The sequence below is a fragment of the Streptomyces thermoalcalitolerans genome (assembly GCF_039525155.1).
Taxonomy (GTDB): domain Bacteria; phylum Actinomycetota; class Actinomycetes; order Streptomycetales; family Streptomycetaceae; genus Streptomyces; species Streptomyces thermovulgaris.
Map to the genome: position 1 here is coordinate 1 of NZ_BAAAHG010000014.1, position 19,437 is coordinate 19,437.

18 protein-coding genes and 1 pseudogene are annotated in these 19,437 nt (G+C 72.8%); 8 read left to right on the forward strand and 11 right to left on the reverse strand.

All coding sequences use genetic code 11. From position 1 onward, the window contains the following. Nucleotides 1–955 (reverse strand): HEAT repeat domain-containing protein (locus tag ABD224_RS11045; protein WP_344049247.1); only part of this gene is annotated, 955 nt, incomplete at its 3' end. Nucleotides 956–1,311: 356 nt separating this feature from the next. Continuing rightward, nucleotides 1,312–1,704, reverse strand: coding sequence for an ankyrin repeat domain-containing protein (locus ABD224_RS11050; protein WP_344049249.1), 393 nt, complete (start codon nt 1,702–1,704; stop codon nt 1,312–1,314). Nucleotides 1,705–2,018: 314 nt separating this feature from the next. Here ABD224_RS11050 and ABD224_RS11055 point away from each other — a divergent pair, with 314 nt between their 5' ends. Further along, nucleotides 2,019–2,213: a hypothetical protein gene (locus ABD224_RS11055; RefSeq protein ID WP_067398097.1), complete on the forward strand. Its 195-nt coding sequence runs from the start codon at nt 2,019–2,021 to the stop codon at nt 2,211–2,213. 37 nt (nt 2,214–2,250) lie between these two features. Further along, complete coding sequence (locus ABD224_RS11060; RefSeq protein ID WP_344049250.1) at nt 2,251–3,831, forward strand: hypothetical protein; 1,581 nt, start codon at nt 2,251–2,253, stop codon at nt 3,829–3,831. 32 nt (nt 3,832–3,863) lie between these two features. On the opposite strand, the gene ABD224_RS11065 is transcribed toward ABD224_RS11060, so the two are convergent. Then, nucleotides 3,864–5,363 carry an SCO1417 family PLP biosynthesis transcription factor gene (locus ABD224_RS11065; protein WP_344049251.1) on the reverse strand — a complete coding sequence of 500 codons (1,500 nt, stop codon included), beginning with the start codon at nt 5,361–5,363 and terminating at the stop codon, nt 3,864–3,866. Nucleotides 5,364–5,485: 122 nt separating this feature from the next. Here ABD224_RS11065 and yczE point away from each other — a divergent pair, with 122 nt between their 5' ends. The 4 genes from yczE (at nt 5,486) to ABD224_RS11085 (ending at nt 8,980) form a co-directional block, all read left to right on the forward strand. After that, complete coding sequence (gene yczE, locus ABD224_RS11070; RefSeq protein ID WP_344049252.1) at nt 5,486–6,136, forward strand: membrane protein YczE; 651 nt, start codon at nt 5,486–5,488, stop codon at nt 6,134–6,136. Next, entirely contained in the window at nt 6,133–6,900 is a 768-nt protein-coding gene (locus ABD224_RS11075) for a glycerophosphodiester phosphodiesterase family protein (RefSeq protein WP_344049253.1), read from the forward strand. Before yczE ends, ABD224_RS11075 begins: the two co-directional genes overlap by 4 nt. Before the next feature lie 70 nt (nt 6,901–6,970). Beyond that, entirely contained in the window at nt 6,971–8,326 is a 1,356-nt protein-coding gene (locus ABD224_RS11080; protein WP_344049254.1) for an MFS transporter, read from the forward strand. A 279-nt stretch (nt 8,327–8,605) separates the two neighbouring features. Continuing rightward, a complete protein-coding gene (locus tag ABD224_RS11085) occupies nt 8,606–8,980 on the forward strand; it encodes an RNA polymerase-binding protein RbpA (RefSeq protein WP_344049255.1) in 375 nt (124 codons plus the stop codon). Nucleotides 8,981–9,234: 254 nt separating this feature from the next. Here the strand turns inward: ABD224_RS11085 and fxsA are convergent, their stop codons facing one another. The 4 genes from fxsA to ABD224_RS11105 all read right to left on the reverse strand — a co-directional run bounded on the left by fxsA (nt 9,235) and on the right by ABD224_RS11105 (nt 13,386). After that, complete coding sequence (gene fxsA, locus ABD224_RS11090; RefSeq protein WP_344049256.1) at nt 9,235–9,783, reverse strand: FxsA family membrane protein; 549 nt, start codon at nt 9,781–9,783, stop codon at nt 9,235–9,237. A gap of 41 nt (nt 9,784–9,824) precedes the next feature. Continuing rightward, nucleotides 9,825–10,631 (reverse strand): polyprenol monophosphomannose synthase, encoded by an 807-nt coding sequence (locus tag ABD224_RS11095; protein ID WP_344049257.1) that lies wholly within the window; start codon nt 10,629–10,631, stop codon nt 9,825–9,827. 555 nt (nt 10,632–11,186) lie between these two features. Continuing rightward, nucleotides 11,187–12,791 (reverse strand): amidohydrolase, encoded by a 1,605-nt coding sequence (locus ABD224_RS11100; protein ID WP_344049258.1) that lies wholly within the window; start codon nt 12,789–12,791, stop codon nt 11,187–11,189. Between the two features lie 154 nt (nt 12,792–12,945). Continuing rightward, entirely contained in the window at nt 12,946–13,386 is a 441-nt protein-coding gene (locus tag ABD224_RS11105; protein ID WP_344049259.1) for an Lrp/AsnC family transcriptional regulator, read from the reverse strand. A gap of 239 nt (nt 13,387–13,625) precedes the next feature. On the opposite strand from ABD224_RS11105, the gene ABD224_RS11110 reads away from it, so the two are divergent. Further along, nucleotides 13,626–14,072, forward strand: a complete 447-nt coding sequence (locus tag ABD224_RS11110) for a hypothetical protein (protein ID WP_344049260.1) — start codon at nt 13,626–13,628, stop codon at nt 14,070–14,072. Nucleotides 14,073–14,518: 446 nt separating this feature from the next. Here ABD224_RS11110 and ABD224_RS11115 read toward each other — a convergent pair whose 3' ends face one another. Further along, nucleotides 14,519–15,691 (reverse strand): acyl-CoA dehydrogenase family protein, encoded by a 1,173-nt coding sequence (locus tag ABD224_RS11115; RefSeq protein WP_344049261.1) that lies wholly within the window; start codon nt 15,689–15,691, stop codon nt 14,519–14,521. A 230-nt stretch (nt 15,692–15,921) separates the two neighbouring features. Continuing rightward, complete coding sequence (locus ABD224_RS11120; RefSeq protein ID WP_344049262.1) at nt 15,922–16,827, reverse strand: LysR family transcriptional regulator; 906 nt, start codon at nt 16,825–16,827, stop codon at nt 15,922–15,924. Nucleotides 16,828–16,895: 68 nt separating this feature from the next. On the opposite strand from ABD224_RS11120, the gene ABD224_RS11125 reads away from it, so the two are divergent. Further along, nucleotides 16,896–17,888: a DMT family transporter gene (locus tag ABD224_RS11125; RefSeq protein ID WP_344049263.1), complete on the forward strand. Its 993-nt coding sequence runs from the start codon at nt 16,896–16,898 to the stop codon at nt 17,886–17,888. 284 nt (nt 17,889–18,172) lie between these two features. Here ABD224_RS11125 and ABD224_RS11130 read toward each other — a convergent pair. Together ABD224_RS11130 and ABD224_RS11135 are read right to left on the reverse strand one after the other, a co-directional pair. Next, nucleotides 18,173–18,577 (reverse strand): annotated as a pseudogene (locus ABD224_RS11130) (TetR family transcriptional regulator); the annotation flags it as partial. A 12-nt stretch (nt 18,578–18,589) separates the two neighbouring features. Beyond that, nucleotides 18,590–19,432, reverse strand: a complete 843-nt coding sequence (locus tag ABD224_RS11135) for an SAM-dependent methyltransferase (protein ID WP_344049265.1) — start codon at nt 19,430–19,432, stop codon at nt 18,590–18,592. Nucleotides 19,433–19,437 lie beyond the last annotated feature (5 nt).

Genomic DNA, 19,437 nt, shown 5'->3' on the forward strand with positions numbered 1-19,437 from the left:
CCCAGCCGCGCGCACGGTCGACGGCGGCGGCGCCGCGCATGCGTTCGAAGGCGTCGACGGCGGCCTCCAGCACGGTGGCCGAGCCGTCGGCCACGGCCGCTTCGATCAGGTCGAGGGCGGCGGGGTCGTCACCGTCGGCGAGATAGCGCAGGGCCGCGCAGCGGGCCGCGTCGGTGCCCTCCCGGGCGGCGCGGAGGATCTGGGGCCGGTCCTCGGGGCCGGCGACGGCGGCGAGGCACCGGGCGGCCGGGACATGGAGGGCGGTGCCGCGTTCGGCGCCCTGCTGGGCCCACTCGAACACCGCCTGCACGCTCCATCCGGGGCGTGGCCCGGTGGGGCGCAGCTGCCGCTCCCAGCGGGCGAAGCAGCCGGCCTCGCGGGCGGCACGCACGCGTGCGGCGATCGATGCGCGCGGGTCGTCGGCCCACAGCCGCCATGGCCGGGGTTCGAAGGCGTCGCGTACGGCCGCGGCCAGCGCGGCCTCGCCCTCGGCGTCGGTGGGGAAACGGGCGAGAACGGGGGCGGCGAGGGCGCGCAGCCCGGCGTCGTCGTCCCTGAGGGCCAGTTCGTCCAGGGCCCAGGCCCAGTTGGTGCCCGTGGCCGCGTACCCGCGCAGCAGGACCAGGGCGTCCCGTCTGCCGTAGGAGGCGAGGTGTCCGAGGACGGCGAGGGCGAGGCCGGTGCGTGACTCGTCGGTGTCGAGGGCGTCCTCGGGGCCGAAGAGGTGGGCCTCGATCTCGTCCAGTCCGCCGTTCAGGTCGAGGAAGAGCCGGGCGTAGTACAGGGAGCGGTTCTCCACCTGCCAGTCGTGGCGGGGATCGTGCAGCACACAGTGGTTCAGTGCCGCGAGCGCTTCGGCACGCGGGGCGGTGAGTGCGTGCAGCGTGCCGTCGCCGCGGCCCCGCTGCAGCAGGCCGAGCAGCGTACCGCTGGGCGCTATGACCGGATCGAACATGGGAAACAGCCTCACATCAAGCGTCGACGCAACCGGGGACCACGCACTACCTGGCCGCGCGACAACACGTCGGGGCGCCCGCCGTCCGCTGCTTGCTGTAGACCATCTTCCTCTGCCTCTCGTCGGTGGCCCGTGCGGGCCGCATCACGGTCCGCGTGGTGCGGCAACACCTGCCCAGCCGTCGCGTCCGTGAATCACGACGTCATGATGACCCGGTGTCCGCGCCGCCGCGACCGAAATTTCGGGCGGCCCCGTACCGCATCCCTCGTTGTCCCTCGTTTTCGTCCCGGTGTCCGGCCGGTCGTCGTCCCGGCGCCCGGCCGGAGGGGACGGGCGCCGGCTCCCGGCCCGGGAGTTCACTGCTCGCCGAACAGCTCCAGCAGCTCGGTCCTGCCGAACATCCGGGCCGTGTCGACGGCCGACGGCAGACCGGCAAACGGGTCGGCGCCGCCCTCCAGAAGGGCTCTGATCACTTCCTCCTCGCCCTTGAAGACCGCTCCGGCGAGGGGGGTCTGGCCCCGGTCGTTGACGCGGTCGGCGTCGGCGCCACGGGCCAGCAGCGCACGGACCGTGCCGGCATGGCCGTGGTAGGCGGCGAGCATCACCAGGGAGTCGCCGCGGTCGTTGGTGAGGTCGGCCGGGACACCCGCGTCGACATACGCCGCGAGCGCCTCGGTCTGCCCCTGCCGGGCCAGATCGAAGATCTTTGTCGCCAGCTCCACGACCTTGGGGTCGGGGGCTTCGCTCATCGGCCGGACCGCCTCTCGCTGCACACGTCGGTTACTGCGGGGAGCACCCGTACGGCGGCACGCACGGGCCAGGGCCGTACGGGTGAATCGCCAGCGTACTGGCTCGCACGGCACATGAGCCGGATGCTCCCGAGGCAAAGATCACCACAGAGGCCGTCGAGTGCAACAGTGCTGCTCGACCGGCTCATCCGCCTCCGCTGAGCGCATGAAACAACGAAAATTCCACCCGTTTGCACCTTTTGTCATATAGACACATGCTGTGATCCTGGAAGAACTCAGGGTGACTGTCCCCTCGACACCAGGAGTGACCTCACATGATCCTCTCCATCTCAGGCGTCGTTCTGTTCGGCATCATCGTCTTCGTGTTCTTCCGCAAGGACGGTCTGAAGCCCTCCCACGCGTGCGTATCGGCCCTGTTCGGCTTCTACCTGGCGAGCACGGCCATCGCCCCGAGCATCAAGGCCGGCGGCGAGAGCCTGGCGAGCCTGCTCGGCGGGGTGAGGTTCTGACGCCGCTCCCGCCCGTTCGCACTTCCAGGAGGCAGCAGTGGCCCGGCGCCCCCTCCCCCGCATTCTGAGCACAGGCAGTGCGCAGCTCGCCCGGAGCCGGGAGCTGGCCCGGACGGCGGCGGACAGCGCCGCCGACGTCCTCCACCCGCTGATCATCGTCACCCGTGGTCTGCGCCGGCTGGCCGGGGCCGCATGGCGCACCTGGTCGAAGACCCCGAAGGACCGGCGCGGACCCCTGCTGTTCCTGGCGGCCTCCGTGCTCCTGGTGGTGGTGACGGTGCCGTACGGTCCGCTGCTCGCCGCCGTCCTGCTGATGGCGGCGGCGGCCTGGCAGGGCCGCGACCGCACCCCGCGGCAGCCCGAGGAGCCCGACGCCTCCCGCGTCCAGCGCCTGGCCTCGCTGTACGAGGCCCTGGTCCCGTACTTCTCGGCGGCCAAGGACCCCGAGCCGCTCTACTCCCACGGCGGCGCGTGGGAGAAGGCCTTCCCCGCCTACGAGTTCGACGACTCCGGCCGCCTGCGTCACCTGGTGATCCGCTATCCCGCGTACTTCACCGACGGCGAGCCCGAGTCCCGCACGCGCATCGAGCACCTGCTGGCCGCCAAGGCCGGACGCGGTCGCGAGTACCTCTTCACCTGGGACGAGGAGAGCAACCAGCTGACGGTCACCGCGCTCGCACCGCTGCCCACCGGCATCGCCGCCCAGCGTTTCGTCACCGCCCCGGGCGAGACCGTGCTCGGCTTCACCGACCCCGGTGAGGTCCCGCGCACCCTTCCCCTCACCTGGGATGAGGAGAAGCACGACGTGCCGCCGGTCGTCTGGCGCACGGGCCCGCGCTCCACCGAGCCGCACCTGCTGGCCCTGGGGCAGCCCGGCAGCGGCACGTCGACCCTGCTGCGGTCCATCGCGCTGCAGGCCCTCCAGCACGGCGACGTGCTGATCGCCGACGGCGGCAGCACCGGCGAGTACGCCTGTCTGGTCGGCCGGGACGGGGTGCTCGCGGTCGAGTGCGGGCTGCCCGGGGTGCTGGCGAGCCTGGAGTGGGCGGCCACTGAGACCGAGCGCCGGCTGATCGCCGTGGGCCGTGCGCGGCAGGCGGGACAGCCGCCGCCGAAGGACACCAGGAGGCCGCTGTGGCTGCTGCTCGACCGGCCGGCCACGTTCACGCACCTGGCCGCCGCGGAGGGGCGCACGAACCCGCAGGATCTGCTGCAGGTGCCGCTGCGGCACGGGCGTGCGGTGGGGGTGACGGTCGTCGTGGCGGAGCAGTTCGACACCGCCGAGGCACTGAGCGATGCGGTGCGGCAGCACACACGCGCGCGCGTGGTGCTCGGGGCGGCGACGGCGGAGCAGATCGAGGAGGTGCTGGGGGCGCCGCCGCACACGACGCCGCCGGCGGTCGTGCCCCCCGGGCGGGGGTATGCGCGGCTGGGGACGAAGGCGGTGCACCGGTTGCAGGTACCCGCGACACCGGACCCCTACGACGACGCGGTGAGCGAGGCGTGGCGGCAGGCCGTGCTCGACCTGCTGCCGCCGAGGACGACGCCGGCCGACGGGCAGACCGTCCCGGAGAGCGCGGCTGCCGGCACCAGGACCTCCCTGGTCAAGCCTTCTTGAGTTCCTGAGCGGTCCCCGCGGCGGTGCGGCGGCTACGCCACGAATGTCCTCGGGGTCCCGTTGCCCGCCGGTGTCCCCGTCTCCACCAGGCGGGCCGCCGCTGCCAGGCGGGCGGCTGCCTCCTCCGCCACCGCCCCGCCGACCGTGAACGGCAGCCGGACATAGCCCTCGAAGGCACCGTCCACGCCGAAGCGGGGGCCGGAGGGGACACGGACGCCGACGCGTTCACCGGCCTCGGCGATGCGGGACCCGGAGAGGCCGCCGGTGCGCACCCACAGGGTGAGGCCGCCGTCGGGGACCTGGAACTCCCAGGTGGGCAGCTCCCGTCGGACCGCCGCGACCAGGGCGTCGCGGTTGCCGCGGGCCTGGCCGCGCCGCATCTCCACGGCCTTCTCCCAGCCGCCGGTGGTGAACAGCCAGTTCAGGGCCAGCTGTTCCAGCACCGGCGTGCCCAGGTCGGCATAGGCCCGGGCGGCGACCAGGCTGCGGATCACGTCGGGGGCGGCCCGCACCCAGCCGATGCGCAGCCCGGCCCAGAAGGCCTTGCTGGCCGAGCCGACGGTGATCACCGTGGAGCCCGCGGGGTCGAATCCGCACATCCGCCGCGGCATCTCCAGGTCCGGCTCCAGGCACAGCTCGCTCATCGTCTCGTCGACGACGAGCACCGTCCCCGCCGAGCGCGCCGCCTCCACCAGCCGGCGCCGCTGGTCCTCGTCGGCGAGCGCGCCGGTCGGGTTGTGGAAGTCGGCGACGACATAGGCGATCCGGGGCGCCGCCTCGCGCAGCACCTGGCGCCAGCGGTCCAGGTCCCATCCGGCCAGCCCCTCGGCCATGGCCACGGGCACCAGCCGGGCCCCCGCCTCCCGCATCAGCTGCAGGATGTTGGCGTAGGAGGGCGACTCCACGGCGATGCGCTCACCGCGGCCCCCGAAGAGATGGCAGATGGCGTCGATGGCGCCCATGGCACCCGTCGTCACCATGATCTGTTCCGGCATGGTGGGGATCCCGCGAGCGGTGTACCGCTCGGCGATCATCGACCGCAGCGCGGGCAGCCCGGCCGGGTAGTCGCCGTGCGTGTGGGCGTAGGGCGGCAGTTCCTCCAGCGCGCCCTGCACGGCCCGGGTGAGCCAGGGTTCCGGGGCCGGCAGAGCGGCGGTGCCCAGATCGATCATCGAGCCCAGCGCCTCCGGCGGCAGGGGCTCGAGTCCGCGCGCGGGCAGCGGGTTGCCGGCCGGCACCACGGTCCAGCTGCCCGCGCCGCGCCGGGACTCCAGGAAGCCCTCCGTGCGCAGGGCCTCGTAGGCGGCGGCGACCGTGGTGCGGCTGACGGCGAGGGCCAGGGCCAGCTCGCGCTCGGCGGGCAGCCGGGCGGCCACCGGGACACGGCCTTCGAGCACCAGCAGCCGGATGCCGTCGGCGAGCGCCCGGTAGACGGGCGGGCGGCGGCCGTCGGGACCCGCCGGGCGGGGCTGCTGGGACTTGAGCAGCCGGGCGAGCTGTGCGGCGCCCATCACCGAGGTCCACTGCGCCATCGAAACCAGTCCACCTTCCCCGTATTGGCCATGGAGGGGGTGTCTCCTCCCGCCACAAAGTGTCATGCAGCCAGGCCACTTCCACCACCAGGGGGGACATTGTGCCAACACGGACAACACAGATGAGACAGACCCGTCTCGGACGACGGCTGATCCAGCTCTACGCGGGACTCACGCTGTACGGCGTGAGCTCCGCGTTTCTCGTCCGGGCGGACCTGGGGCTGGAGCCCTGGAACGTGCTGCACCAGGGTCTGGCCGAGCTCACCGGCCTGACGATCGGCGTGGTGACGGTCGTCGTCGGCGCGGTGGTGCTGCTGCTGTGGGTCCCGCTGCGTCAGCGCCCCGGACTCGGCACGGTCTCCAATGTCGTCGTGGTGGGTCTCGCCATGGACGGCACCCTCGCCCTGCTGCCCGGCGTCCACTCCCTGACCGTACGCGTCCTTCTGCTCGTGGCGGGTGTCGTCCTCAACGGCATGGCCACCGGTCTCTACATCGCCGCCCGCTTCGGGCCCGGCCCGCGGGACGGGCTGATGACCGGGCTGCACCGGCGCACCGGCCGTTCGATCCGTCTGATGCGCACCGTCCTGGAGGTGACGGTCGTGGTCACCGGCTTCGCCCTCGGCGGGACGATCGGCGTCGGTACGGTCCTGTACGCGCTGGCCATCGGCCCGCTGGCCCAGCTGTTCCTGCGCCTGTTCGCCGTCCCGGCGGCACCCGCCGGCACCCCGGCCGATGCCGCGACACCACCCGAACGGGCGATACTGCATCCGTGACCACGCTCGTACGCCACCCGTACCTCGACCACCCGGGGCCCATCCCCTTCGCGCACCGCGGCGGGGCGGCCGGCGGTCTGGAGAACACCGTGGCGCAGTTCCGGCGCGCGGCCGGTCTCGGTTACCGCTACATGGAGACCGATGTCCACGCCACGGCGGACGGCCGGCTCGTCGCCTTCCACGACGCGACCCTGGACCGGGTGACCGACGGCACGGGCCGGATCGCGGACCTGCCGTGGCAGGACGTCCGGCAGGCGCGCGTGGCGGGCCTGGAGCCGGTGCCGCTGTTCGAGGAGCTGCTGGAGACCTTCCCCGAGGTCCGCTGGAACGTCGACGTCAAGGCGGAGTCCGCCCTGCTCCCCCTGCTGGACCTGATCGAGCGGGCGAACGCGTGGGAGCGCGTCTGTGTCGGCTCGTTCTCCGAGGCACGTGCGGCCAGGGCCCAGCGGCTGGCCGGGCCGCGCCTTGCGACGTCGTACGGCACGCGCGGGGTCCTGGGGCTGCGCCTGCGGTCCTGGGGCCTGCCGGCCGTGCTGCGCCGGTCCGCGGTGGCCGCGCAGGTGCCGGTCTCCCACTCGGGCATTCCGGTGGTCGATCCGCTGTTCGTCCGCGCCGCGCACGCGCGCGGGCTGCAGGTGCACGTGTGGACCGTCAACGACCCCGCGCAGATGCACCGGCTCCTGGACCTGGGGGTCGATGGCATCATGACCGATCACATCGGCACGCTGCGGAAGGTCATGGAGGACCGGGGCGTCTGGGTCTGAAGGCCCCGGCCGTCCCCGGCCCGTCGTCGCGGACCGGCACCAGCGGCACCACGGGGAAGCGAGGACACGGATGGGCGGCGACACCGTGCGGGCACGGCAGGCGGCCGGCGAGACGGCCGAGCGACGGCGCGAACAGCGCGGCTGGTACTTCTACGACTGGGCGTGCTCCGTCTACTCGACCAGCGTGCTCACCGTGTTCCTCGGCCCCTATCTCACCGCGGTCGCCGAGTCCGCGGCGGACGCGGACGGGTTCGTGCACCCGCTGGGGATCCCGGTGCGGGCCGGGTCGTTCTTCGCGTACTGCGTCTCGGCGTCCGTCGTCGTGGCGATCGTGCTGATGCCGCTCGCGGGCGCGGCGGCCGACCGCACCGGCCGCAGGAAACCGCTGCTGGCGACCGCCGCCTATGTGGGCGCCGGCGCCACCACGGGACTGTTCTTCCTGGACGGCCACCGCTATCTGCTGGGCGGTCTTCTGCTGGTCGTCGCCAATGCGGCGGTGGCCGTCTCGATGGTCCTCTACAACTCCTACCTTCCGCAGATCGCCCCGCCCGAGGAGCGCGACGCGGTGTCCTCGCGCGGCTGGGCCTTCGGCTACGCGGCCGGCGCCCTGGTCCTGCTGGCGAACCTGGCGCTGTTCACCGCCCACGACTCCTTCGGGGTCTCGGAGGCGATGGCCGTGCGCATCTGCCTGGCCTCGGCCGGTCTGTGGTGGGGGCTCTTCGCGCTCATACCGCTGAAGCGGCTGCGCGACCGCCGTGCGGCGGGAACCCCCGCGGCGCCGTCCGCGCACGGCTGGCGGCAGCTGGCGTCGACCGTGCGGGACATGCGGAGCAAACCGCTCACCCTGGCCTTTCTGCTCGCCTACCTCGTCTACAACGACGGCATCCAGACGGTGATCTCGCAGGCCTCGGTGTACGGCTCCCGGGAGCTCGGGCTGAGTCAGTCGACGCTCATCACGGCGGTGCTGATGGTGCAGGTGCTGGCGGTCGCGGGAGCGCTCGGCATGGGATGGCTGGCCCGGATCCACGGAACCAAGCGCACGATCCTGGGGTCACTGGCCGCGTGGACGGCGACGCTGGCGGCCGGGTACTTCCTGCCGGCCGGGGCGCCGGTGTGGTTCTTCGTCCTGGCCGCCGGGATCGGGCTGGTCCTCGGAGGCAGCCAGGCGCTGTCCCGGTCGCTGTTCTCGCATCTGATCCCGCCCGGCAAGGAGGCCGAGTACTTCTCGGCGTACGAGATGAGCGACCGCGGCATGAGCTGGCTGGGACCGCTGCTGTTCGGGCTCACCTATCAGCTGACCGGCAGCTACCGGGACGCGGTCCTCTCGCTGGTGGCGTTCTTCGTGATCGGGTTCGTGCTGCTGGCCCGGATCCCGATGCGGCGCGCGATCGCCGATGCGGGCAATCCGGTTCCTGGCCGGATTTAGCGCTCGAGGCGAAAAAGCGCTAGTGTGCGCATTTGGCTTGCCAGGCGTACCGTTACTGCGCGCCAGAGGATGCAAAACGCGGGGTGACATCTCCCGACAGATGTGACAAACCGGGCGTCGGTGGGTACTGCACTGGTTGACAAGGCTGCGGCTACGACGGCGACGCATGACCCGGAACGGGACCTCGGAACGGGAATCTTTACCGCCGACCGGACGTTGACCGGATGACGACGACAGCGACACCTGTCCTGTGGGCGACAAGCCCGGGAGGCACGATTCATGAGTGAGCGAGCTCTTCGCGGCACGCGCCTCGTGGTGACCAGCTACGAGACGGACCGCGGTATCGACCTGGCTCCGCGCCAGGCCGTGGAGTACGCATGCGAGAAGGGGCACCGTTTCGAGATGCCCTTCTCGGTCGAGGCGGAGATCCCGCCGGAGTGGGAGTGCAGGGTCTGCGGAGGCCAGGCACTCCTGGTGAACGGCGACGGTCCCGAGGAGAAGAAGGCCAAGCCTGCGCGCACGCACTGGGACATGCTGATGGAACGGCGCACCCGGGAGGAGCTCGAGGAGGTCCTCGAGGAGCGCCTGGCCGTTCTGCGCAGCGGTGCGATGAACATCGCCGTCCACCCGCGGGACAGCCGCAAGAGCGCGTAGTCCCCGCGAGGCCTGGGCCGCGTCACAGTGCACATGAGTGGTCGCGGGCACCGCACTCCGGCGTGCGGTGCCCGCGGTTTGGTGTGCCCGCGGCCCGGTCCTGCGGTGCCCGCGGGGCCGTTGTTCCCGGGGCCACGCCCCCGCCCCGGGTCCCGTTCGTCCTTGAGCGCCGGACGGGCCGCGTCATGCCCGGTCGTCCTTCCTCATCGGGCCTCATCGGGGCGGAGCGGCCGCTCTCACCGGGTCAGCCGCTCTCAGCGGGTCAGAGGGGGACGCTGCTCCTGCGAGCCGTCGTCCGTCGGCTCCTTCCTGATGACCTCGCCCTGGACCACCTTGCCGTCGGGGTGGTGGATGCGGACCTGCTGGAAGACGTCGCCCAGGGTGCCGGGAGCGGAGACGCGGAGCCTGCGCCCGGCGTAGCCGCTCACCGCCCGCTGGACCGGCGGGAGGAGCAGCAGAAGCCCCATCGCGTCCGAGACCAGGCCGGGGATCATCAGCAGCAGGCCGCCCAGCATCGTCAGGCCGTTGCTGCCACGGCCTGCGGAAGGGACACCGCCCCGCTGCAGGGCCTCGTTGAGGTCCTGGAAGGCGCGCCGTCCGGCCCGCTTGATCACCGCCGCGCCGAGGACGAGGCCGGCCACCAGCAGAAGCAGGACCGTGAACCCGTTCGTCGCGCCCGCGACCAGGGTCAGCAGCCAGATCTCCAGGACCAGCCACGCCGCGACGCCCAGGGGCAGATACCTGCGCAGCCGGGAGTGCCGGGGCCGGGAGGAGCGCGGAGGGGTCGGAGCGCCTGTTGTCATACCCCCAGTGTGCCTGGCGCCGGCTCAGTGCCGGATAAGCACTACCGCCGGCCCTTGCCCTTGCCGCCCTGTCCGGTGATCTTGGTCACACGCTCCTTCACACCCCACGCGGTGACCCGCCACAGCGCCTCCACGAGGATGTCACGGCTCATCTTGGAGTCGCCGTGCTCCCGCTCGACGAAGGTGATGGGGACCTCGACGACGTGGTAGCCCGCCTTGACGGCACGGCGGGCCAGGTCGACCTGGAAGCAGTAGCCCTGTGAGGCGACGTCGTCCAGCCCCAGGCCCTCGAGCGTCTCCCGGCGGAAGGCCCGGTAGCCGCCGGTGACGTCCCGCAGGGGCAGGTCGAGGGCGAGACGGGAGTACATGCTGCCGCCGCGGGAGATGAACTCGCGGGTTCGGGGCCAGTTCACCACGCGTCCGCCCGGCACCCAGCGGGAGCCCAGCACCAGATCGGCGCCCTTGAGCGCGGTCAGCAGCCGGGGCAGCTCCTCGGGCTGGTGGGAGCCGTCGGCGTCCATCTCGATCAGGACGCCGTAGTCGCGCTCCAGCCCCCAGCGGAAGCCCGCGAGGTAGGCGGCGCCCAGGCCCTCCTTGCCCTTGCGGTGCAGCACGTGCACATGGTCGTCCCCGGCCGCCAGTTCGTCGGCGAGCTTGCCGGTGCCGTCGGGGCTGTTGTCGTCGGCCACGAGGACGTGTGCCTCGGGAACGGCCTTGCGTACCCGGCCCACGATCGGCTTGATGTTCTCCGCCTCGTTGTAGGTCGGAATGATCACCAAGGCCGTGCCGAGCGGCCCGAGCCGCCTGTCCTGGGCCCCAGCCGCGAGGGTGCCGTCGCCGTGGTTCACTGCTGCCCTTTCATGTCCGTACGCGGAGGACCACCTTAGTGGGCCCGACCTGCGGGAGCGTGACACGACGCCCGTCCAGGGGTGTTGAGCGGGCGGCAACGGGGTAGAGATGACCGTTTTGAGCGTGTGGCGGCTCTTTGTCCGGCGGATGGGGGCCGGGTGCCCTTCGGGCCGACCTGGGACCCGCTGGCTGCGGATCGACCGAAGGCCGTTGTCTACTGAGCGCCCGGGCCCCACCCGGGTCACACCCGGATCACACCTTGCCGGCCGTCCGGACCGCTCCGCCGCCGCGGGCGCTGGGCCTGGCTCCCGGTGGCGGTGCCGCCGTGCGGCGCACCGCCCCTGACCCAGCGACGCCGTGACGCGGGTACGAAGGTCCCCCGGCCGGGCGTCCGGTGATGGACCCGGCAGAACCTACCCGTCCCCCGCCGTCGTCTGTCAACCGGACGGCCACCCCGGGCGAACGTTCCTCCGCGCCCGGCCGACGCCCAGGATGCTCAGGTCGCGCGACGGAACGGCGGCCGGTGACCGGCGATCCCGCACCGCCTCCGGAGATCACTCGCCCGGCCGTACGAACACGGTCCGTCCGCCCACCACGGTCCGCAGACAGACGGGCAGGTCACGGCCGGGGGTGAGGTCGGGCAGCCCGGGGGTGCCGGAGCGCGGGTCGGTCGACCAGCGCGCGACCCGGTCGTCGGGAGCCTGGACGACGAGGTCGCCGGCGCGCCACACCGCGTAGTCCGCGGGGGCACCCGGCACCAGGACTCCGGCGTCGTCCCGTCCGACCGCCCGCCAGCCGCCCCGGGTGTGCGCGGTGAACGCGGCGCGCACCGAGACGCGGTGCTCGGGGGTGCGGTGGAAGGCCGCCGCGCGGACCGTGCCCCACGGGTCCAGCGGGGTGACGGGGCTGTCGGAGCCGAAGGCGAGCGGGACGCCGGCGCGCAGCAGGGCCGCGAAGGGGTTCAGCGTCCGGGCCCGCCCGGCGCCCAGACGCCGGGCGTACATGCCGTCCTCGCCGCCCCACAGGGCGTCGAAGGCGGGCTGCACGGACGCGGTCAGGCCGAGTTCGGCGAAGGCGGCGATGGTCTCAGGCGTGAGCATCTCGGCGTGCTCGACACGGTGCCGGGCGGCGCGGATCCGGGCGAGGCCGACCTTCTCGGCGGCGGCGCGCGTGCCGTCGACGACGGCGGTGACGGCGGCGTCGCCGATGGCGTGGAAGCCCGCCTGGAGGCCCGCCTCGGTGCAGGCGACGACATGGGCGGCGACGGCGGCCGCGTCGAGGTGGGCGGTTCCGGTGTGGGGTGCGTCGGCGTACGGCGCGTGCAGGCAGGCGGTGTGCGAGCCGAGGGAGCCGTCGACGAAGAGGTCGCCGGCGGCGCCGAACGCTTTGAGCTCCCGCGCCTTGTCGACGTCCTCCTCCGCCCAGTAGCCGACGACCCGGGGGCCCGGTTCCTCGGCGGCGAGCGCCAGCAGGCCCGTGAAGTCCTCCTCGGAGGAGATGCGCGGACCGCCGCACTCGTGCACGGTCCCGATGCCCCGGGAGGCGGCGTGGGCGAGCGCGGCGCGCTGTGCCTCGGTGCGCTGGGCGGGGGTGATCGCGCCGAGCGCGGCGGCGCGGACGGCGTGGTGGGCCTCGCCGGTCAGCGGGCCGTCCACGGTGCCCAGGTCCTCGGGCACCAGGTCGAGCAGGGCCGTGGTGACGACGGCGGAGTGGACGTCGATCCGGCTCAGGTAGAGGGGACGGCCACCGGTGGCCTCGTCGAGCTCCGCGCGCGTGGGGGGACGGCCGCCGGGCCAGCGGGCCGCGTCCCAGCCGTGCCCGAGCAGCACGCGGTCGTCGGGGCGGGCGGCGGCGAAGTCCCGCACCCGGGCCAGTGCCGCCTCCAGGGAGGGGGCGTCGGACAGGTCCAGGCCGATGAGCGCAAGACCGGTCGCGGTGGTGTGCACATGGGCATCGGTGAACGCCGGGGTGACGAGTGCGCCGTCCAGGTCGATCACCTCGTCGACGCCGTCCGCGAACGCGTCCGCCGCGCCCTCCGAGCCGACCCACGCCACCTGTCCCCTCTCGACGACCATCGCGGTCGCGAACGGGTCGGCGGGGCTGTGGATCTGGCCCCGGCGAAGAAGAACGGTCCGGTCGTCAACACTGCGCTCACTCATGGGCACCAGTCTCCCGCCCCTTCGGGGCACCGCCGCACGCACCCCGGCGGACGGGGGACGGCGGGTGACGCCCGCGGGCGGGCACGGACCGAACGAACCGAACGGGCCGAACGGGCCGGACGCGGGTGCGGCCCGCAGTCCCGCCCGGCGGCGCTCAGATGCGAGGAGGCCGGGACTCGTACGGGGTCGACAGGACCACCGTCGTGCGGGTGGAGACGCCCGCCAGCGTGCGGACCCGTGCCAGGAGCTCCTCCAGTTCGTGGGGGGTGGCCACACGGACCTTGAGGATGTAGTTCTCGTCGCCGGCGACGCTGTGGCAGGCCTCGATCTCCGGGACGCAGGCCAGGCGGTCGGCGATGTCGTCGGGGGCGCTGGGGTCGAAGGGTTTGACCGAGATGAAGGCGGTCAGGGGCAGCCCCACGGCCTCGGGGTCGACGACCGCGGCGTATCCGCGGATGACGCCGCGCTGCTCCAGCCGCCGCACCCGCTGGTGCACGGCCGACGTGGACAGGCCCGTGGCCTTGCCCAGGTCGGTGTAGCTCATCCGCCCGTCCTTGACGAGCAGCTGCACGATCTGTCGGTCCAGCTCCTCCATGGCGCAAGAACCTACCGGCAGCCCGTTCCCCCGGACAGCTCAGCGCCCCCGTTCATGCGCCCGTTCGTGATGCCGCGGAGGTCTCTGCGGCGGGCATCTGCGGGCGGCATGTGACGAATGCCACACACCCTGGAGGCCTTCCGTGATGTTCTCGTGATTATCGCCAGGACCGGACGGGAAGTGCTTGCTGTGGTCGAGGCCGCAGCGCCTTCACCGCCCAGTTTTAGGGGGAGAATCCCATGCAGAGTGTCAAGCGCCCTGGTCGTTCCATGTCCAAGCGACGGCAGCCGACGGCCGGACTCCCGCCTCAGTGGAGGGAGTCCGACGCCGACGACGCCCTGGACGACGAGGAGCCCGATCCCTACGACACCTTCGAGATGTACCGGGTGATCTGCCCGGAGTGCGCGCAGCCCATCGCCCTGTTCCCGGACGAGGAGGTTCTGCCGGAGCACGCGCTGTGCGCCTCTCCGTGGGACCCGTTCGGGCTCACGGTCTGCTCCGGTACGGGCCGCCCGGCGTCCGAAGCCCGCCCCGCGGACGAGTCCTTCGCACCCCAGGAGCAGGACACCGCGCTGCTGTTGACGCTCCCTCAGGGGCTCGACTGGCGCACACAGCCCTTCTCGCACGTCGGCGGCCCGGGCTCACGCCCGATGCGCGTACCGGCGATGCGCCGTCACGCCGCCTGAGCGACGTCGCCGGTTCCCGCGGGGCCCGCTCCCGCGCCCCGCTCCGGCCCGCGTCCTAGTGCGGGCCCACCGCAGGGCTCCGGCCGGGCCGTCGTGGAGCCGGGTCCGTGTGCGGGTCCGGGGCGTCGTGACCCGGACCGGCCCGCACCGCCGCCGGCCCCGGACGCCCCTGAACTCACTCTCGATTCCCCACAGGGGTGACCTGTCCGCCGTGCAGTGCGTTGGTACGGGTATGACCACCACCCAGACGGCAGTCGCGCGTCGGCGCCGCGTGTTCGTACCACCGCCGCCCGTGGAATCGCTCCCGCCTGCTCCGGTGCAGGCCCAGGACCCGCCGATCTACCGCGAGCTGGTACGTGCCTGGGCCGACCGGGGCCGTACCCTCCCGGGACGTCATGACCCGGAGTGGGCGCGGCTGGTGGCGCCCCCGGCCGGCCTCGGGCTGTTCAGCGGGTCTCGGGTCCCGCGACGTGACGGGCGATGACCATCCGCTGGATCTGATTGGTGCCCTCGACGATCTGCAGGACCTTGGCCTCGCGCATGTAGCGCTCGACCGGGAAGTCCGCGGTGTAGCCGTACCCGCCGAGCATCTGGACGGCGTCGGTGGTCACCCTCATCGCCGTGTCCGTGCAGAACAGCTTGGCCATGGCCGCCTGCTTCGCGAACGGCCGGCCGGCGTCCCTCAGCCGCGCCGCCGCCAGGTACATCGCGCGGCCCGCCTCGATCTGTGTCGCCATGTCGGCGATCATGAAGCGCAGTCCCTGGAAGTCCGCTATCGGCCGTCCGAACTGCTTCCGCTCGGTGGCGTAGGCGACCGCCTCGTCCAGGGCGGCCTGGGCGAGCCCGATGGCGCAGGCCGCGATGCCGAGCCGGCCCGAGTCGAGCGCGGACAGGGCGATGGAGAAGCCCTGCCCCTCCTCCCCCAGACGCCGGCTGTCGGGGACCCGTACTCCGTCCAGGTGAATCTGGGCGGTGGGCGACCCCTTCAGGCCCATCTTCTTCTCCGGGGCCGCGGCGGTCAGGCCCTCGGCGTCACCGGGCACCAGGAAGGCCGTGACGCCGCGCGGGCCCTCCCCTCCGGTGCGGGCCATGACCGTGTAGAAGTCGGCGATCCCGCCGTGGGTGATCCAGGCCTTGGTCCCGGTGATCACCCAGTCGTCGCCGTCCCGGACCGCCTTGGTGCGCAGCGAGGCCGCGTCGGAGCCGGAGGCGGGCTCGGAGAGGGCGTACGCGCCGAGCAGGCCGCCGCCGAGCATGGCGGGCAGGTGCTCGACCTGCTGTTCCTTGGTGCCGTAGGTGGCGAGCCCGTACGAGGCGAGGGTGTGCACGCTCAGGCCCAGACCGACGGTGAGACGGGCCGCGGCCAGCTCCTCGACCACCTGGAGGTACACCTCGTAGGGCTGGTCGCCGCCGCCGTACTCGGAGTCGTAGGGCAGGCCGAGCAGTCCCGAGCGGGACAGCAGGGTGAAGATCTCGCGCGGGAAGCGTCCCGCTTCCTCCTCCTCGGCCGCCTTGGGGGCGATCTCGTTCTGTGCGATGTCACGGACGAGCGAGATCAGGTCCCGGGCCTCGTCCGTGGGCAGTTGCCGGTCCACCGGCTGCAGGGCGCGGTCGGGCATGGCGACGCTCTCCTCCCTTTTCGGGCACATCGGCGGACGTGCCCTTGGGTGAGGCCACTCCGCCGGGTCTTTCTCGGGCTCAGCCGCAAGGCCGGTGTCCGGGTCACGGAAGCTGCTGACCTGCGGCTGTGCGCTGTGAGTATGCCCGATCGCAAAGATCCCGTCACCGGTTAACGATTGCTCACTTCAAGAAATCTTCAGGGTGGCGGGCGGCCCGCCGCGCCCGGCGTTCATCCGTGAGAGCGTGCCGGGGCTCGGCGGTCTGCGCGGTAGAGCTCGATGGCCAGGGCGACGGCGGCGCGGGTGGCGGGGTGAGGGTCCTGCCTGCGCCAGATGAGGTGGACGGGGACGGGCTCCGCGTCGCGCAGGGGACGGTAGGTGATGCCGGAGGGGCGGTACTGGGCCGCGGTGGCCTCGGGGGTGACACCGACGCAGCGGCCGGAGGCGATGGCGGCGAGCCAGTCGTCGATGTCGTGGACGTACTCGGCGGCGGGCCGCTCGGTCTCGGGCCACAGGTTCAAGGTGGTGGTGCCGGTGCGGCGGTCGAGGGCGAGGGTGCGGGTGGCGACTTCGGCCAGGCGGATGCTGCGGCGGCGGGCCCAGGGGTCGTCGGAGGCGAGGGCCAGACAGCGGTCCTCGTGACCGACGAAGGCATGCGACCAGGGTGTGAGGTCGAGAGCGCCGCGGATGACCGCGAGGTCGCACAGCCCTTCGGCAAGCCCTCCGGTGGCGGAGTTGTGGCGAACGAGCCGGAGCTCGACGTCGGGGTGGTCGTGGCGCCAGCGGCGCTGGAACTCGGTGGTGTGACGCCCGAAGGCCGACCAGGCGTGACCGATGTGCAGGCGGCTGTGTCCGGAGGCGGCCTCGGCGACGAGTTCGTCCGCGCCGGCCAGCAGCAGACGGGCTCGGGCCAGGACCTGTGCACCCGCCTTGGTGAGCTCGACCGTGCGGCTGGTGCGGTGCAGCAGCCGCACCCCCAAGGTCTTCTCCAGGGCGAGCAGGGTGCGGGAGACCGTGGCCTGGGAGACGCCCAGCTCCAGGGCCGCGTCCGTGAAGCTGCCGGTGTCGACGATGGCGACCAGGCAGCGCAGATGCTTCAGCTCCAGCCCCGCATGGTTTCCTCCGCGCACATCCATACGTCCAGCGTATCGATGGTGGACTGGATGCATTTTGTGCATCGTGCGCGGCGGCGCACGGTGAGGAGATGAAGACCTCACAGGACCTCACCGTCGACGCGGAGGCGCCGGGCCGGGGCGGGAACCGCTCGACCGGCTCGCTCCCGGTACGGCGCGGCTTCGCCTTCCTCGCCTTTGCCGGAATCGCCTGGGGAACCACCGGCGCGGCCGTGGAAGTCATCTACCGGACCAGCGATCTGGGGCCCCTGGCCATCTCGTTCTGGCGCTTCCTGGCCGGAGCGGTGCTGCTGCTGCCCGCCCGGGCGCCGCGCCCGTCCCGCGGGGGACCCCGCGCGCCGCAGCCTGCCGGGCGACGTGTGCTGCTGGTGGGCACCGGAGTCGGGCTGGCCGTCTTCCAGACCGCCTACTTCGCCGCCGTGGAGGACACCGGCCTGGCGGTGGGCACCATCGTCACGCTCGGCGCCGCACCCGTGTTCACGGCCGTCGGCGGGCGCCTGTTCCTGGGCGAGCGCATCGGCCGCGCCGGAGTGCAGGCCGTCGCCGGCGCGCCGGCCGGACTGACCGTGCTCGTGCTGGGCAATCAGCCCGGCGTCGTCCATCCCGTGGGCGTGGCGATGGCGCTGCTGTCCGCCACCGGTTATGCCGTCTCCAACCTGTTGGGCCGATGGGCCGGACGGCACGGCACCGGCGAGGACGCCTTCACCCTCACCCTGTGGTCCTTCCTCATCGGCGCGGCCGTGATGCTGCCGCCGGCCTTTCACGAGGGCCTTCTTCCGCAAGGCGGAAACCTCACCGAGGCGGCGCTGCCGATGCTGTACATCGCCGTCGTCACCACGGCGCTCGCCTACCCGCTGTACTTCGCCGGCGTCGCCGTCCTCAGGGCCGCCACCGCCTCGGTGACGATGCTCCTCGAACCGGTCAGCGCTACCGGCCTGGCCGTGCTGTTCCTTGACGAACGGCTCACCGCGGCCACCGTCGTGGGCACGGTGATCCTGCTCGGGGCCATCACCGCCCTCGCCCTCGCCGAGTCCCGGCCGCAGGCCCGGCCCGGGATTTTGTGACGTGAGGTGACGCACGGCCCGTGGGGTACCGGTCCTCGCCGTCGCCGTCAGCGGACCTCCCGTATGCCGCAGCCTGCTCGTCCGTCGGAAACTCCACCGGCGCGAAGCGGACCGCAGCCGGCACCGACACCCGCCCAAGGGTCTTTCCACGCACCCCGGCGGGGCCTCCGGCCGCTGGGCTGCCCGACCATGATCGTCCTCAGCATCAACGGCCGTACCGATGTTCTCCGGGGCCGGGTCCGTCGGGAGCCGAGCCGGGGCACGGGGCGAGGGCACAGGTCCGCTCAGTCGTCACGGCGGGCGGGTGCGGGGGCCGGGTTGGGCCTGATCCAGCTCCTCGATGGCACGCAGGGTGCCGCCAAGGGTCTTCACCAGCAGTTCGCGCGGGTGCCGCGGGACAGCTCGGGCCGGTCGATCCGGTCCACGGTGGCGCCCTCGGCACCGCACACCCGGACGAGCGGGCCCGTACGGGCCGGCGAGGTGATCGCGGCACGGCCGCAGGCGCCCTGCGAGACGGCCGCGACAACGGTCTCGCGCCCACCGTCCCGGAGGGCGTGGTCCTCGGCGTCGAAGCCGCCGCCGCTGACGACGGCGCGGTGGGCGGCCTGGTCGTGCCGCACGTGGCGGAGGCGGCCGTCGAGGGTGCGGTGCGCCCGCTCCACGGCCGGGAGCTCCGGGCCGCTCGACGCCGAGTGTCCGTCTCAGTGAACGGGCCGCACAGCCACAACGAGCAGATGACCGAATTCCTTGACGTCCGTCATGTCGGCCGGATTGAACTGCTCGACCAGTTCCTCCCCGTAGTCGGCGGCCAGTTGCTGCGCGGACCTGCTGATCCGCGCGGACAGCTCGAGGAAAGTACGGCGCAGGGTGGGTTCACTGATGTCGGTCATCTCCTCGAACCACAGCCCGGCCCGGCGCAGCAGGGGCGGGTAGTCCTCCGCCTGGACCATCGTCATCATGAACTCGCGCAGATACCGCTCGACGGCGGGCCGCCCCGTGTCGGGGATCGGTGCGCGTTCGAAGAAATCGGTGAGCACCAGCCGGCCGCCCGGCCGCAGCACCCGGGCCACCTGACGCAGGACGTGGGCGCGGTCGGGCATGTGGATGATGGACTCCAGGGCGATGACGGCGTCGAAGGAGGCCTCGGCGAACGGCAGATCCATCGCATCGGCCCGTTCGAAGCGGACCCGGTCCGCCAGATCGTGCCCGGCGACCGCCGCCGTGGCCCGCTCGATCTGCTTGTGGCTGACGGAGATGCCGGTGACGTCCGCCCCGGTGCGGGCGGCGATCCGGAGGGCGGGCCGGCCCGTGCCGCAGCCGAGGTCCAGCACCCGGGAGCCGGGGCCGATGCGCAGGCGGTCCGTCAGCAGGTCGGTCAGCCGGTCGGTCGCCTCCTCCAGCGAGGCGGTGCTGTCCGGGGTGTCCCAGTATCCGAAGTGCAGGTTCTCGCCCAGTGTGGCGCTGCCGAGGTCGGTGTAGCGGTCGTAGAGCCGGCCGACCTCGTCGGGGACGGGAAGAGCGGGCGGAGCGGGCTGTTGTGCCATCGGAC